Annotated in this window: 14 protein-coding genes; 1 reads left to right on the top strand and 13 read right to left on the bottom strand. The window is 65.1% G+C overall.

The features are described from left to right. Positions 1 to 25 precede the first annotated feature (25 nt). From GT590_RS02215 to GT590_RS02160, 13 genes are all read right to left on the bottom strand, one after another. A complete protein-coding gene (locus GT590_RS02215; RefSeq protein WP_009306506.1) occupies positions 26 to 679 on the bottom strand; it encodes an amino acid ABC transporter permease in 654 nt (217 codons plus the stop codon). Between the two features lie 186 nt (positions 680 to 865). Beyond that, positions 866 to 1,702, bottom strand: a complete 837-nt coding sequence (locus GT590_RS02210) for a transporter substrate-binding domain-containing protein (protein ID WP_114526399.1) — start codon at positions 1,700 to 1,702, stop codon at positions 866 to 868. Between the two features lie 508 nt (positions 1,703 to 2,210). Beyond that, positions 2,211 to 2,990, bottom strand: coding sequence for a tyrosine-protein phosphatase (locus GT590_RS02205; RefSeq protein ID WP_227110646.1), 780 nt, complete (start codon positions 2,988 to 2,990; stop codon positions 2,211 to 2,213). Continuing rightward, positions 2,987 to 3,262 carry a hypothetical protein gene (locus GT590_RS14450; protein WP_035577904.1) on the bottom strand — a complete coding sequence of 92 codons (276 nt, stop codon included), beginning with the start codon at positions 3,260 to 3,262 and terminating at the stop codon, positions 2,987 to 2,989. Before GT590_RS14450 ends, GT590_RS02205 begins: the two co-directional genes overlap by 4 nt. A 194-nt stretch (positions 3,263 to 3,456) precedes the next feature. Then, positions 3,457 to 4,449, bottom strand: a complete 993-nt coding sequence (gene nrfD, locus GT590_RS02200; RefSeq protein ID WP_114526397.1) for an NrfD/PsrC family molybdoenzyme membrane anchor subunit — start codon at positions 4,447 to 4,449, stop codon at positions 3,457 to 3,459. A 1-nt stretch (position 4,450) separates the two neighbouring features. Next, a complete protein-coding gene (locus GT590_RS02195; RefSeq protein WP_114526395.1) occupies positions 4,451 to 5,110 on the bottom strand; it encodes a 4Fe-4S dicluster domain-containing protein in 660 nt (219 codons plus the stop codon). A 38-nt stretch (positions 5,111 to 5,148) separates the two neighbouring features. Then, the gene (locus GT590_RS02190) at positions 5,149 to 6,156 is read right to left on the bottom strand and encodes a molybdopterin-dependent oxidoreductase (protein ID WP_226844143.1); all 1,008 of its coding nucleotides are present in this window, start codon (positions 6,154 to 6,156) and stop codon (positions 5,149 to 5,151) included. 25 nt (positions 6,157 to 6,181) lie between these two features. After that, the gene (locus tag GT590_RS02185; RefSeq protein ID WP_114526391.1) at positions 6,182 to 7,801 is read right to left on the bottom strand and encodes a molybdopterin-dependent oxidoreductase; all 1,620 of its coding nucleotides are present in this window, start codon (positions 7,799 to 7,801) and stop codon (positions 6,182 to 6,184) included. Positions 7,802 to 8,163: 362 nt separating this feature from the next. Further along, positions 8,164 to 9,099: a slipin family protein gene (locus GT590_RS02180; RefSeq protein ID WP_114526389.1), complete on the bottom strand. Its 936-nt coding sequence runs from the start codon at positions 9,097 to 9,099 to the stop codon at positions 8,164 to 8,166. Positions 9,100 to 9,108: 9 nt separating this feature from the next. After that, complete coding sequence (locus GT590_RS02175) at positions 9,109 to 9,495, bottom strand: GntR family transcriptional regulator (RefSeq protein ID WP_009306515.1); 387 nt, start codon at positions 9,493 to 9,495, stop codon at positions 9,109 to 9,111. A gap of 238 nt (positions 9,496 to 9,733) precedes the next feature. Then, positions 9,734 to 11,284 (bottom strand): hydantoinase/oxoprolinase family protein, encoded by a 1,551-nt coding sequence (locus GT590_RS02170; protein ID WP_035585798.1) that lies wholly within the window; start codon positions 11,282 to 11,284, stop codon positions 9,734 to 9,736. Continuing rightward, positions 11,285 to 12,388: a DUF917 domain-containing protein gene (locus GT590_RS02165; protein WP_035585796.1), complete on the bottom strand. Its 1,104-nt coding sequence runs from the start codon at positions 12,386 to 12,388 to the stop codon at positions 11,285 to 11,287. Next, the gene (locus GT590_RS02160; RefSeq protein WP_035585795.1) at positions 12,385 to 13,797 is read right to left on the bottom strand and encodes a cytosine permease; all 1,413 of its coding nucleotides are present in this window, start codon (positions 13,795 to 13,797) and stop codon (positions 12,385 to 12,387) included. The genes GT590_RS02165 and GT590_RS02160 overlap by 4 nt, the downstream gene beginning before the upstream one ends. A 212-nt stretch (positions 13,798 to 14,009) precedes the next feature. On the opposite strand from GT590_RS02160, the gene GT590_RS02155 reads away from it, so the two are divergent. After that, positions 14,010 to 15,665, top strand: a complete 1,656-nt coding sequence (locus GT590_RS02155) for an FAD-dependent oxidoreductase (protein ID WP_161170868.1) — start codon at positions 14,010 to 14,012, stop codon at positions 15,663 to 15,665. The last annotated feature ends 71 nt before the right edge of the window (positions 15,666 to 15,736 follow it).

Here is a 15,736-nt window from a genome sequence, read left to right as displayed (position 1 = left end):
CTGTTCGCCAGAACAGCGGAACCTATCAATCATGGTAGTAGTTCAGCCGCTTCTCGACGCGGGTGAGGATGATTTCCACGATAAAGTTGAACACCCAGTAGATCACGCCCGCGATGACGTAGGGAAGCATGCTCACCTGCGAGGCGGCGATGGCCTTCGCCTGGCTGAACATCTCCATGATGCCCAGCACGAACGCGAGCGAGGTGTCCTTCACCAGCGTGATGATCTCGTTGCTCATGGCGGGCAGGATGCGCTTGACCACCTGGGGCAGCACGATCTTCATGAACGTCTGGAACCGCGAGTAGCCCAGCACCTCGGCCGCCTCGTACTGCCCGCGCGGGATAGACTGGATGCCGCCGCGGTAGATCTCGCCGAAGTAGGCCGCATAGTTGATGATGAAGCCGATGGAGCACGCCCAGTACTTCCAATCGTTGCCCATCTGCAGGCCGAACAGGTAGTACGGGCCGAACATGAGCGCCATGAGCTGCAGCATGAGGGGCGTGCCGCGCATCACCGAGATGTAGAAGCGCGTAACGAGCGCGACCGGCTTGAACCGGCTCATGCGCCCGAACGCCACCAGCACGCCCAACGGCAGTGAGCCGATGAGCGTGGTGACGAATATCTGCAACGTGAACGCCAAGCCCGAGAGCAGAAGCTCCATCATGGTCGCGAATTCCATGTTCGGCCTTTCTCAAACATAACAGGTCCAGTAACGTCAGCGAGGACCGTTCCCGTGCCGAAGATTCGGGGGATCGCGGAGGCGAAGCGTACTGCGGTACGCGAGCTTCCGGGATCGCGCGAAGATTCGGTGCGCGAACGGCCCGCAGCGTCGAGCAGGTCCGCCGGCCGTCAGGCCAGCGGAACCTTACAGCACCCAGTTGTCGTACGTGATGCCCTGGTCGGCGTACTTGTCGCACAGCTGCTTGACGGTGCCGTCCTCGTTGAGCGCCTTGAGCGCGTCGGTCACCTGCTGGGCCAGCTCGGTGTCGCCCTTCTTGAAGCCCACCGCGTAGTTCTCGGGGGCCAGCACGCCCAGCTTCACGTAGGCGTCGGGCTTGGCGGCCATCTGGTAGCTGGCGATGGACAGGTCGCACGCAACGGCGTCCACCATGCCGGACTCAAGCTGCATGAACGCGTTGTTGTAGTCGCCGATGGTCTGGAGCTCCTTGAACGTGTCGGCGAGGGGCTTCTGGCCCTTCTCGTCCTCCAGGACATGGAGCGCCGCGGAGTCGACCTGCGTCAGCACCGTCTTGCCGGCCAGATCCTCGAGCTTCTTGGCATCGCTGTCCTTCTTCACGACCACCACCTGCTCGTTGTACATGTACGGCTCGGAGAACGTGAACTTGTCTTCACGCCCCTCCATGGTGAAGCCGTTCCAGATGCAGTTGATGGTGCCGCTGCCGATGAGCGCGTCCTTCGCGTCCCAGTCGATCGCCTGGAGGTCGAGATTCCAGCCCATCTTCTCGCACACGGCCTTGGCCAGCTCCAGGTCGAAGCCGGTGAACTGCCCATCATCGCCCACGTAGCCGTAGGGCGGGTAGCCCTGGTCGAAGCCCACCGTCAGCGTGAACGCCCCGTCCGTCGCGCCGGAGTCGCCGCCCTGCTGCTGCGCGTCGCCGCCGCCGGAGCACCCGGCCAGCATCACCGCGGACAGCGCCAGCGTGGCCACGGCGGCCGCGAGCGCTACGAGTTTCTTCTTCATCGTCTCTCCCATCGTCCTGAACCCGGTCGCCGCGCGCCCTTCCCTCATGACGCCTTCGCTTCGACCGCTTTTCTACTTTACTGTACTAAAGCGCGGGGACAGTATAGCACAGCCGTCGAAAAGCGGAACCCCCTGCGATCGGGAACCGGCGACGGACGGCGCAAGCGGAGCGAGCGCGAGCCGGCAGCTGCCCCGAAGCGCAAGCGCGACGACGGACATCACATCGAGGCGGCTCCGAGGTGAGGGCGCAATGGCGGCCCGGCTCGCCATTGCGCCCTGGCGCTTTCCGTATCGCCCCGCCTTTCCCCACGAAGCTGTTGGCAGAGATTGCGCGCTATGAACGATTTGCCGAGCATACAGAAAAAGGCGAGCTGGGAGTTTCTCGAACCATTCCCGAAAAGATGTCCCGAAATCGTGCATACCATGCGATCCGTGCCAGAGCGCTTTCCGGAATGCGCCTGCTTCATGCGGAACCGGTGCGAGCGCGGCGCCCCGCAACGGCCCGCGCTCAGCGAGCCAACAGCGCGCGGAGGCTCGCAACTTGAACGGGCGTCAGGCGCAGCGCGTCACGCACGTATGCCGGAAACCCGCCGACGCACCCCTCGACTTCGTCGAAGAACGCACGCAAGTACGTCGGCCGCGCCTCTAAAAACGACGCCAGCACCGCGCGCTCGTCATCCGACATCCCCTGCGACAACTGAGCCGTCTCGTGAGCCGTCGTCTCGGCGTTCGCCTCGTTGGTGGCCAGGTACGCAGCCATTATGTCGTCTTCGGGGCATCCGGCTATGCGTTGCAGCACGGCGCACAGCACGCCCGTGCGATCTTTGCCGTGCTCGCAGTGCACGAGGGCAGGCAGGCGTTCCGCGGCCATCGTGCGCAGAACGGTTCCCATAAGGGGAAACTCGCGCGCATAACGCCGGTAATTGCAGATCATGCGCTCTTCCGGACGGCCGTACTCGCCGATGACGCCGGCCACCAGACGGCGAGACGCGTCCGAACGTTCACGATCGGTGGAAGGTTCGAATGCGAGCGTTTTAGCGCCGACGATACGCGGTTCGGGACTGGACGCCACCTCCCAACGGTTACGCAGGTCGTAGATAGAGCGAACGCCCAAACCGCCCACGACGAACGCCGCCTCGTGCTCGGTGATGCGCGAAAGCGAAGCCGACCGGAACAGGCGCGCGCCCTCAAGCGGCCCCCCGTCGATGGCGCGCAAGCGGATGCCGCCGAACGACGCGACGCCCGGCGCGCCCGCGCCCGCAGGCGCGCCCGCCCTCGCGTCCGTCACGACTCTACCTCGAAAGCGTATTCCGCGACGATATCCGATACCGTGCCGTCGCCGTCGACCGCGCGCACCTTCAGCAGATAGCGGCCGGGCCGTTCCGGACGATACACGAAATGCCAGTTCACGCCTTTGTCGATGACCGCGCCTGCCGTCTGATAGGTCGTCCAGGTTGCACCGCCATCCAACGAGAACTGCATCGCGGACACATTGCGCTCGAAATCGTCCACGTACCCGTCGAACTCGAGAGGCTCCCCCACCCGATGCGCCACCGCCATCCCCTTTCACCGGCAAACTCCACCTCGTCCGCGCGAACGATGCGCGCCCGTCCACCCTACCACAAGCAAACACCCCGCGCAAAACCAAACAGGCCGCCCCCTTGCAGCAGCGGGCGACCTCGAAAACACGGGCCGGCAGCCAAGGGCTGCCGGCCCGCTTGCGAAAGACGGCGAGGGAGGGCCGTCTTTCGCATCTATCCGATCAGGCTCATCACCGTTTCGGCAACCAGGTCGGCATGCATGCCGGCAGCGAGGATCAGGAAGCGGAGCGCACACCCGCCTATCAGAGCGCCCACGGCGCCCGCCGCCATCAGCGCGCCGCCATGCTGCTTCATACCGGGCTTCTTCTTGCCGCGCTTGTGTAGCACAAGCCCTGACACGGCCATGGCCAACGGTATCGCCAACCCGCACGCTGCCACCAGAGCCCAAAAGCAGGCTGCGAGATCGCCCGTCAGCAGCAGCGCCGCAGAAGCCGCAGCCGTCGCGCCCACCGCCGTCTGGACGTCGCCTCCCAGCATGACCGCAAAGAACGCCGCCAACACCGCTATCTCGACCAGCACAAGCACCACGACGATCCGCTCCATGAGCACGCGCGCCTTGGGAGCAAGGGCATCCTTCTTCGACAGCGCGAGCGCCACCAGCTCCACCAACGCCACGCCCGTATCGAAGGCCGACACCGTGAACAGCGCCGGCAGCAACGGAGTGCTCCACAGAGGAACGCTGCCGGCCGCCATAAGCAGCATGCCCGTGTACACCGCCACGAACGCGCCCAGTACGATGCCGATCACCGCGAGCACCCGCCGCAGCGCGACGCCCCGCTTCTCGAACCACTTCCACTTCTTCGCCAGCCACACGCCCACCGGGCGCGTCGCCAACAACGCCGACACCGCGAACACCGCCATCGCCGCGAACGCGCCCCAGGCGCCGTAGGTCATCCACGAGGTGAAGTGGCCGAAACTCTGCCACATCATCAGGCCTCGCAGCGGCGTGACGAGCTCGGAAAGCAGCAACAGCAGACCCACCGCAAGGCTGGCTAGCGCAGCCCACATCGACACGCACACGATCAGGCGATGACGCGTCCGGTCGATCAGGAACAGCACCGCCGCCATCACGAACGCGCCGGCGCCCATGCCGCCCAAGAACAGGTACAGGGCGGGTTGCCAACTCCATATCGTTTGCAGCTCCATACTACTTCTCCGTTCCCAGCACCAGGCAAGAGGGACCGTTCGCTTGCGCGACGGGAACCGCGGAATGGTTCGTAAGCTCCATCAGCTCATCCAAAGGCCCGAATTGCAAGGCGCCGAATTTGCACACGCGCACGCAATAAGGATCCTCCCCTATTGCAACCCCCGACCCTTGGCAGCAATCGCATTTGTCCATGGAAACGGAGTTGTACTTCGGCACTTCGTACGGGCACGCCTGGAAACAGTACTTGCATCCTATGCACACGTCCGGATTCACCTTCACGATCCCATGGGCGTCCTTCGAGATGGCGCCGGCCGGGCATACCTTCATGCAGCTCGGATCCTCGCAATGCATGCACGAAGTCGAGATGAAGAAGCTCCTCCCTCTTCGGCGCTTGAACGAAGATACCGTTCTCCTGTCAGGGGTATCGTCGGATAGATTGTTTTCCTTCCTGCACGCCTCGACGCATCGTCCGCATCCGGAACACCGCGCAAGGGCGACGAGGAAGCCGTACGCCGCGCCGTCGCCGTCTTGCCGTTGGTCGGCCTCGCGGGCATGCGCCTCGCCGCCGGAAGCGGCAACGCCGCCGAGGACGAGCGCGCAGGTTCCCGCAGCCGATGCCTGCAACAGCGTGCGGCGCGTCACGCTCACATGTTCTCCCATTTCAAACACTCGCTTTCAAGATCGAAGTGACGACGAGCCTACGCTTCAACGTCGAACACCACGCTGGAGGCGAGGGGAGAGACCGTGCCGTCCTCCGTGACCGCGCGGACGTCGAGCTTGAAGGTGCCCGCCGTCTCGGCCACGTAGTCGAAGTGCCAGTACACCCAGTCCTCGGCGTTCGAGGAGGAAGCGTCGAACGAAGTCCACGTCTCCCCTCCGTCCATCGAGAACTCAACGGAGGCAACCTTGACGCCGCAATCGTCGGCGTAGCCCTCGAAGGAGACCATGTCGCCCACCTTGAAGCCGCCGTCGACCGTGCTGAGGATGTTCACTTTGGCGCGGTACTCGTCGTCCGGGCCCTGCACCTCGGGCACCTCGTCGGAAACGGATAGCTCGATGTCGGTGACCGCGCGGGTGAAGTACTTGGCCACGGTGTCGGGCATCCACACCTGCAGGCGCTCGCCCTCGGACAGCTTCTGCTCGTCGATCTGGTACACCAGCAGCGCTTCCTTCTCCAGCACGTACGACAGGGGCATGGGCAGGCCGTAGCCGTCCTTGTCCTTGAACGTGATGGTGTTCACCTCGGGGGCGATGTCGGTCATGGACAGCATGTCGGACACCTTGACGCCCTTGACGCTGGCCATGGCGAGGGCGGGGCTCATGCCGCACGTGCAGCGCATCTTCTGGATCTTGGAGTCCATGCGCTCGATCTCGTCGAGACCCACCGTGTACACCTTCTCGACGTTGCCGCCGATGTTGAGGTAATAGCTTTCATGGGTGACCGCATCGAAGGCGTAGCCCGGCTTTGCGCACAGGGCCGTGGTCGCCGTGCCGAACAGGTTGAACACCTCGTCGGCCGGAGTAACCACGTCCTGGCAGAAGGTGAAGTCGCCCGAGACGTTCGCAACCTTGTCGTAGTCCACCGCGTTGCGCTGCATCGTCTCGACGGGAAGCAGGCTGCTTTGGGCCATCGCCATGTCGAGCCCTCCCAGAGCGCCCGCGCCTCCCAGCAGAAGGGTCGCGCCCACCACGGTACAACCCAGCATCTTTGCCCCAGTAGCGTATCTCATTCTATCCCTCCACATTGCTCTTGGCGGTCACCATCACCTTTTGAATGTTGGTTCCCACGAGGCCGGTATCGGTGGTGCCCCGCACCATCAGCACGTAGCTGCCGTCGCTTTCAGGAGTCCACGTGTAGTGCCAGTACACCCACTTGCTAGGATCGGTCTGGCCCAGGTCGTACGGCGTCCAGGTCTTGCCGTTGTCCATGGAGAACTCCAGCTTGACCACCGCCTCGTCGTAGGCGTCCGCATATCCCTCGAAGGTGAAGGGCTTGCCGGTCTCGATGATCATGCCCTCGGGGACCTTGAGCACCGTCGCATTCGGCTTGTTGATGTAGGGGCCCTCGCCGTACGAATTGAAACCGTTCATCATCCAGTCTTCCCACGGCTTTTCCTCGTCGGTCAGCTTGTAGCCCACGCACTGCTTGACGTACGACTGGGCGTCGCACTTCTCGACCCAGTTGATGCAGGGGCTGCCCTGGCTGGGATCGAGCGGCTTGCCGCCGATCTCGTAAACGAGGTACACGTCTTCGAACGAAGCCTCGGGGACGCCGCGGTTGCTGTGCGTCTGGGCGCCGTTGGTGCGGAACTCCTGACGATCGAACAGCACGCCGGTGATGTCCTTGCTCGCGCCGCCCGCCTTCTCGATAAGCCAGGTCAGCGGGATGCCCGTGATCTCAACGTTCGAGATGCCGCCGCCACCGGGCATGTTGTCGACGCAGTGGATCTTCGAAAGCTTCGTCACGGTGACCCCGGCCGCCTCGGCTTCGGAGATCAGGTCGGCCAGCTTCGCCGTGAACGGCTTGTTCACCAGGCCGTCCATGGTGATCTCGAAATTGTCGACGAAGTCCTTCGGAAGCTCCGTATCCAGCACGTTCTTGCCCATGATGTGGATCAGGCTGTCGTAGCGGGAATGGATCCAGTCGTAGGTGAACATGTCCTCGGGGGCCACGACGGTGTCCTGATCGAACACGAACTCGCCCTGGACGTCGGGAACCTTGACGATGCCGTCAAGATGGTCGTACTTGACCACGTCCCAAAGCTCGGCGCCCTGCTCGTTCTCCGTCATGTTGTGGCAGCTGATGCATTTGCCGCCACGCTCCTCGAAGTTCTCGCCGTTGCGTTCGCCGTAGTGGACGCCGTGCATGACGGTGCCCATCTCGTAGCCGTCGTCTGCGCTATGGCAGAGCATGCACTGGTCGACCGTGATCTTGCTGCCGAGAGCGTCGTTCCAGACGGTCGGATGGCTGTACTCCATGTTGGCCAGGGCGTCGCCGAGATCTTCATGGCAAGCCCCGCAACCGCGGTTGTCGGCATCAAGATAGTAGTTGTTGTACGACGTGCCGCCTTCGTACGGACGGTTCCAGTGGTAGCACTGGTACTCGGTCGGCGTGCGCTGAACCTTCGTGCCGTCTTCCAAGGTGCGGATTTCGGGAGCGTACTCCTTGTTCAGCTCGTCCTGACGCTCGTTCACCCCGTCAAGATACGCTTCGGCCTCCTCGATGCTGTTCTGATATTGAACCTCGGTCGAAGAGCTCTCCCCTTCCGCGGCTCCTTGCTGCGCGCAACCGGCGGCGAACAGCGATCCCGCCATCAGCATCGCGGTCGCCACCATCAGCTTCTTTCTCATTCCCCTTCCTTTCTTTCGCTCGTTTCGTGCGGATCAACGCGGAAATCCCCGCGCGCCGCTTTCACCGTAAAGGCTTGCTCGCCTTCTGCCTTCAAAACGGTAATGAACGGAATATCGCCCCCTCCCTTGACAGGAACGCTGCACGATACGACCCTCCCCCGTCGCCCGTATCGTATCATAAATCATACAAATTTGTGATACTTGTCTTACATGTTTATGATTCTTTTTCGAGTATAGATACCCGGCACCGTTGCCGGGCACAGATGGAACCGTGGTCAACCGGCATGCGTCGAGCTCGCACACGCGAAAGGGGCTCCGCGACGGCGGAGCCCCTTCAGGCAAACGGATGCGCAGACGGCGCGCTAGGCTTTCTTCGCGATGTTCTCCAACCCCTCGAACGCCTCGGACAGGGCGCTGGGGATGACCACGAGACCGCCCTTCTCGCGCACGCTGTCGGACACGAAGCTCATCGCGCGCAGCTGGAGGGCCGCATCCTCGCGCCCGTACGTGCGCGCGGCATCCACGAACATCTCCGAGATCTCCTTCTCCACCTCGGCCAGGATGATGCGCGCGTTGTACTCGCGCTCGGCGCGCGCCTCGGCCGACAGCGATTCCTGCAGGTCGTCGGGGATCTCGATGTCGCGGATTTCCACCGACACCACGGTGATGCCCCACTCGTTCGTCTTGCGCTCGAGAATGTCGGCCACTTCGCGGTCGATCTGCTCGCGGCGCGTGCTCAGCTGGGCGATGTTCACCGCGCCCATCACGTCGCGCAGGGTGGTCTGCGCCGCCCAGTACACCAGGCGGACGTAGTTCTTCACCTCGGAGCACGCCTTCCCGGCATCCCACACCGTCCAGAACAGCACGGCGTCCACGTTCACGGGTACGAGGTCAGCGGTCAGCACGTGCTCAGCTTTGAACGCCGTCGAGCGCATGCGCATGTCCACGGTGGCCGCCGAGTATTCCACGAGCGGGATCATGAAGATGAGGCCGGGGCCGGCCACGCGGTTGAACTTGCCGAAGCGCAAAACCACCGAGCGCTCCCACTCCAGCACCACGTGCATGCAGCTGAACAGCACGGCGCTGGCCAACGCGCCCACGACGACAGGCGCAAGCGACCATGTAAGCCACCCCATGCCTGCGAACAGGAAGAACACGATCAGCGTCAGCACCCACCGAAGCGCTGTCGCGCCCGTGCGGCTGGTCGTCGTCTCGTCGAACTGCGCTTCGGTCGCAATCACGACGTCGTCGGCGCTCACGTCGTCCAACTCGTCGAAGTACGGCTTCTTCTCGCCCATGGCTCTCCCCTATCGATCCTCGAGCTTCGCGAACGCTTCCTCGATTCGCGTCATCGCGTCCGCGCGGGAAACCCCCGTCTCCCGCACCACGCGAACCAATTCCTCGATCACCACGTCTACAGGCGAATCGGGCAGGCTGAGCGCTTCCCGATCGATTTCCGCGATGGTCGAGCGTTTTCCACGTCCCGACAAGATCAGCCCGTCGGTCTCCAGATCCTGATACACCTTATGGATGGTGTTGTAGTTTACCCCCAGCTGAATGGCCAGCTCGCGCACCGTAGGCAGCGTATCCCCCGGCCTCAAGTGCCCTGACCTGATGAGGAAGATCATGTGGTTGCGGATTTGGATCCACACGGGAACGCCCGACGTATCGTTCACCCGCAACGTCTCGAACACGCGCCCCAACCTTCCTGCCAAAGTATCATCTAGTCGTATGATAACACAAGCGAACGCCAACGGATCGCCTCAACGAAAGACGAGTGCATCGATCAGATGCCCGCGTTCGCCCCAAACAACCGCCTCATGTACGCGAGGCGTGTGTTTGGGGCGAACGCGGGGTCGAGAAAAGAAGAGCGCGGCCGTCGCGTTGACGGCCGCGCTCGATCGGCGCGCTTCCGGGAGCCTGGAAGCCGGGCTACCCCAGATCGCCTGCGGCTTTTACCTTCACGCGGTTCGTGTGGCCCGGGTAGTACGCGAGCGGCACGTCCTCGGCGTCGATGATCTCCACGGTGTCGCGGACCGCACCCGCCTCAACCGCGGCGTCCACGGCGGCGGCACGTGCGATGGCCAGCGCTTCGTCGCGCGGGGTGACGTCGTAGTCCACGAGAGCTTCGTACGTGCCGCTCACCTTCGAGATGGCCGAGCCGATAGCGTTCGCGCAGCCCGCGTGCTCGGGCGCGTCCACCTCGGCGGTTCCGGCCAGCTCATGCGGCAGCACGATGGCGCCGCCGCCCACCAGCACCACGTCGATGTCGTCGCTCGACACCTTCATCACGTCGATGGCGTCCTCCACGAGCGCGCGAATGGCGTCCATGGCGCGCTCGGCGACCTCCTGCGGGATGTCGGCCACGAGCGCCGCATCCCCCACTTCGGCCATGCCCAGACGCACGGCGATGTCGGTGGCCGTCATCGTATCGCCGCCGAACACGAGCGCCTTGCGCGCGATCTCGTAGCCCACCGAGTCGGGGCCCACGCACACGGTGCCGTCGTCGGCCACGCGCACGATGGAGCCGCCGCCCAGGCCGATGGACACAACGTCGGGCATGCGGAAGTTCGTGCGCACGCCGCCGATGGTCACCGCCACGCCGCTCTCGCGCGGGAAGCCGTGCGCCAGCACGCCCAGGTCGGTGGTGGTGCCGCCCACGTCGATGACGATGGCGTCGTCGCGGCGCGACAGGTAGCTGGCACCGCGGATGGAGTTCGTCGGCCCGCACGCGATGGTGAGGATGGGATAGCGGCGCGCGTGCTCCATGGTCATGAGGGTGCCGTCGTTCTGCGACAGGTACACCTCGGCGTTCACCACGCCCTTGTCGGCCAGGCTCTGAGCGAAGCCCTCGGTGAAGCGGCGCGCCACATCGTACAGCGCCGCGTTCAGGATGGTGGCGTTCTCGCGCTCGATCAGGCCCATCGAGCCGATTTCGCTCGAGATGGACACGTGCACGTCCTCGCCCAGCACCTCGCGCGCAATCTCTGCGGCGCGCAGCTCGTCGTCGTTGCGCACGGTGGAGAATACGCTGGACACGGCCACCGCCTCCACGCGCCCGCGCACGCCCTCGAAGAACGCGCGGCACGCGGCCTCGTCGAACTCCGCCAGGCGCTTGCCGTCGTACTCGAAGCCGCCCTCGATGATGAGCGCGTCCACGCACACTGCCGCGATGTCGTCTGCCCAGTCCACCATCGGCGGGATGCCCACCGTGGCCGGCGCGCCGATGCGCAGGATGGCGATGGGCGCGAGGCCCTTGCGCTCCACGATGGCGTTCGTGCACTGGGTGGTGCCCAGCATGGCCTGCCCGATGAGTGTGCGGTCGACGCCGCTCTCGTCGAGCACGGCGTCCACCGCGCCCATGATGCCCATGTAGATGTCGCCCGAGGTGGGGTTCTTTACCGCGGCCACCACCTGCAGGTTCTCGTCGATCAGGACGGCGTCGGTGTTCGTCCCGCCCACGTCGATGCCCAACTTGTACATTTACGCTCCCTTCCGCGCCGAGCGCTCTTCCACGGGGATGTAGTCGGTGTCGATGCCGAAGTACCGCGGTCCCACGAGGTCGAGGCCCGCCGACGTGCGCCACATATCGAAGCACTCGAGGCCCACCACCAACACGCGCTTGCCGTACTTGAGCGCATCGGTGGGCACGGGAATGAACGTGTCGGGGTCCACGAGGCAGATGAGGTCGGGCACCGTAGCCACGATCTCGCCGTCCACCGTGCAGCTGAGATTCTCGTTCTGGAACTCGACGAACGCCTGGGATCCCTTGTCGTCGGCGATGCCCTCGAGCATCACCTTGCCGAAGTTGAACGCGCCGCGCGTCTCGCGCAGCACGTCGGAGATCTTGCCCTTGAACAGCTTGTGGCCGCCCGTGAACTTCAAGAAGAACTCCTCAGGGGAAAGACCGGCCGCAGCCGCCTCGTCTTTCGCCGTACGGATGGCGCGACCCAGCTCCTCCGAGCGCGTCACGATGCCGTGCACGCCGTAGTTCTTGCACGTGTCGGCATCCATGCAGAACAGCGCGATGGTCAGCGTGCCGCCGCAGGTCATGGTAGCTGCGCGGGCGATGTCCTCGGTCCACTTGTTCGTGATGGTGTCGAGGATGCCCGAGTTGCCTTTCTCGTCGATGAACGCCATGGGCGTGGCCGACGCGCCGCCGATGGTGAACGTGACCATCTGCAGCTCGGGGAACGCGCGGCCCATGCCGTCGGCGTCCACCATGGGGATGCCGAGGCGCGCGGCCGCGGCGATGGGCAGCATGGAGTTCACGCCGCCGGCCTCCATGGGCATGGTGGCGTACACGGGCTTGCCGTAGTAACGCGAAACCATGTCGAACAGCTTGGCGAACTCGTTGGCGCCCACGCCCTTCTCGGCGAGGATGGTGGGGGCTCCCATGGAGGCCGCCGGCATGATGAACGCGCCCTCGGGCACCTCGTCGGCGCCGATGAGCTCCACTTCCCCGCACTCCTTCACGGCTCCGATGGCCGTGAGCTTGCCGATGTAGGGGTCGCCGCCCCCGCCTGCGCCGAGAAGCGCCGCGCCCAGCGCGATGTCCTCGATTTCCTGGATGCCGATCTTCCTCATGCTCGTCCTTCCTGTATACCGTCCGTCGCATCGGGTGCGACCTGGTTCATGATAGTCGATTCCGCGGGCCGCTTGAACGCGATGGGCCCCGCGAACCGCATCCCGCCCGCCAAACGGTAGGCCGCCACGTATGCCGCCATCGCCACGACGATGCCGTTGACCGGCCCGACGAAGAACGGCACGTCGAGCGCCTCGAGCCCCGGCACGAGCGCGAACGTGCCGCCCGTGACGAGCGCTGTCGCGATGCCGCACGCGAGCCCCGCCACGCCCGCCGCGGACACGCCGTCGATCACGAGGATGTTCGCCGGACGGCCTTTCCGCACCAGCCAGTAGTCCGACACCATCACGCCGGCCAACGCGGGGCCGCAGGCGGACAGCACGGTGAGGAACGCCTCGAACTGCCCGAGGATGCCGCCCACCGCCAGCGCGATGCCCGCGATGCCGGAGACGGCCGTGGTCCATTTGGATCCTCCCTCGTCGCGGCCCAGCATGACGGCGAAGCCGAGGCCTGCGGAGTACACGTTGCTCGCGTTCACCGTCCACGCCGACAGCACGAGCGCGATGAGGCCGACCGCCGGCAGCCCGATGGAGTTCATGATGACGGCGATGTCGCCTTGGCCGGAGACGATGGCCAGCGCCGCGCCGGCGAGCAGCGCCACGAGCGCCGCGGGGATGACGCCGACCACGCACGACAGCACGGCGTCCTTGCGCGTGCGCGCAAAGCGGGCGAAGTCGCCGGCCGTGGCGCCCGCGAACGCGAACAGGCCCACCGCCATGTTCACGCCGGCGATGAGGCCGATGGCGTCGGCCGGCAGCGGCACGTAGCCCAAGAGCGCGTCGAGGCTTCCCGTCTGCGCCACCGACGCGCCCACGCCGTACAGGCAGATGGCGACGAGCAGCGGCGCGGCGACGGAGCTCACCCATTTGAGGCCGTCGAACCCGATGAGCGCCGTGGCCAGCATAAGCGCGCCGAGCGCCACCGAGCATGCCCACACGGGCACGGCCAGGCCGAACACGTCGGCCAACATGAGCGCGAGCGACGCCCCGCACACGGCCGTCTGCACGCCGAACCAGCCGATGGTCACGATGCCCACGATGAGCGACACGATGTAGCGGGCGCCGGCGCGCCCGAGCGCGGGGGCCGCAAGCGACGCCGTGGGCAGCCCCAGGTCGGAAGCTTGCATGGACACGAAGCACATGTAGGCCACGATGAAGCCGAAGCCTGCGAGCGTGGCGAGCGCCGCGCCGCTGAGCGCAAGCCCCAACCCCAGCGCCGCGCCTACCATGAGCGTCGGTGCGCTGAACATGCCACCCGCGCGGATGAACGCGATGCTCGCCCAGCTCTTGCGTTCGGATTCGTCGATGCGCAGGTTGTCGCCGCCGCGCTCCGCTTCTTGATGCCCCGCCATGGCCCCGCTTTCTCGTTTGTCGTTTTTTCGGGTGCCAGTGTAGCACAGCAGCCCCAAATCCACCTTTCCGGAGGATGCATGCGCGCAATCGTGCCCGAATGATCGGATGCGCGTGCGGCGCGGCCGACGCATGATGATGCCAGCGGTCGATCGCTGGCATCGCAGCCAAAGGGAAGGTCGGCCGAAACGCACGAAAAGGGAGGATGAGCATCATGATGAAGACCAACCGCACGGATGCCGCGAACGCGCCGACCACGGAGGCTCGCGGGCTCTCGCGCCGCGGCTTTCTCGGAGTGGGTGCCGCAGCCGTTGGGGCCGCGGCGTTCGGGCTCGCCGGATGCGCGCCGCAGAACGACAACTCCAAAACAGCCGCCGCGCCAGACGGCGGTGGCGAGCCCGCGGCCGCGAGCGTCGAAGACCCGTGGGCCGGGTTCCGCGCAGAGGAGTACGCGGGCAAGGCGGACGAGACGGTGGACGTCGATTTCTGCATCGTCGGCTCCGGCGCGTCGGGCATGGTGGCGGCGGTCGAGGCCGCGCAAAGCGGCAAGAGCGTGCTCGTGCTGGAGTCGCAGGACAATCCCGGCGGCAACGGCATGTTCACCGACTGCTGCTTCAGTTTCGGCTCGCCGCAGATGGAGGAAGGATGCGCGAAGTACGGCCTCACCGTCACGCCCTCCGAGATCATCCGCAGCGAGATCGAGCTGTACGATTACATGGTGAACCCGCTGCTGTGGGCCGACACCATCGCCCATTCCGCCGACAACACCTCGTGGATGGTCGACAACGGCGTGCGCTTCGCCCCGACCACCGACTACTATTCCGGAACGCTGGGCAAGACGCCGACGGCGCTCATGTGGGAGGACAGCTTCTTCAGCGGCGGCGAGTGCATGATGAAGCCGCTATTCGCCGCAGCTGAGAAGCTCGGCGTCGAGACCCGCACCAAGACGCGCGCCAGGGCGCTGAAGACGGTCGACGACGGAAGCGTGTCCGGCGTGTTCGCCGAGACGAAGGACGGGGTGCTCGAGGTGAATGCCAAGGCGGTCGTCCTCGCCGGCGGCGGATGGGCTGCGAACCTCGACATGCTCGCCGAATACGGCGGCTACGACATGGACATCACGAAGACGTCGTGTGCGCCCGGCTCGGTGGGCGACACGCTCAAGATGGCCGCGGCCATCGGTGGACGCGAGGAAGCGAAAGCTCGCGGCTACATGTTCGGCAACCTCATCGACGGCATCTCGTCGTACTCGCTTCCGCAGTACTACCCGGCCATCTGGGTGAACGAGAACGGCGAGCGCTTCGCGAACGAGGATTGCGGGGAGCCGTGCCACGACTACACCGGCACGGCCGTCGGCGCGCAGGATCGCGTGTACATCGTCTTGAACGACGCGATGGTCGACGAAGCCGAGGCCCAGGGCAACAAGGATCTGCGCAAGGAGATAGAAGCGGCAGCGGGCGGCGCGTCCAAGGCCGTGTTCAAGGGCGCCGACGCCGCCGACCTGGCGAAGCAGGCTGGATGGACGGGCGACTTCGCCGAGACGCTGGCCACCTACGAAGGATACGTCGCCCAGCAGAACGACGACGAGTTCGGCAAGAACCCGAAGTACCTCGCCTCGTTCGGCGAAGGGCCGCTGTACGCCCTCATGATCCATCAGGAGATCGCGCTGTCGCTGGGCGGCATCATCACGAACCGCCAGTGGCAGGTGGTGGGCGAAGGCAAGCAGCCCATCAAGAACCTCTACGCCATCGGCGCCGATGGGCAGATGGTGTACCTGGGCCTGTACAACCTCAACACGTCGGGCGGCCACATGGCAACGAACGTAGAGTCCGGCCGCTACGCGGTGAAGCACGCGTTGAAGACCTGCTTCTAGCGCCCTCCCCGGCAGCGCACGCGCGCTCCTTCCTTCCGCTCCCCGATGGCCCTCCCGTCGGGGAGCATTCT

This window comes from Eggerthella sp. BIOML-A1 (assembly GCF_009875595.1).
GTDB classification, from domain to species: domain Bacteria; phylum Actinomycetota; class Coriobacteriia; order Coriobacteriales; family Eggerthellaceae; genus Eggerthella; species Eggerthella lenta.
The sequence above is the reverse complement of the archived record's forward strand: the minus strand, read 5'-3'. Positions and strand labels throughout refer to the sequence as shown.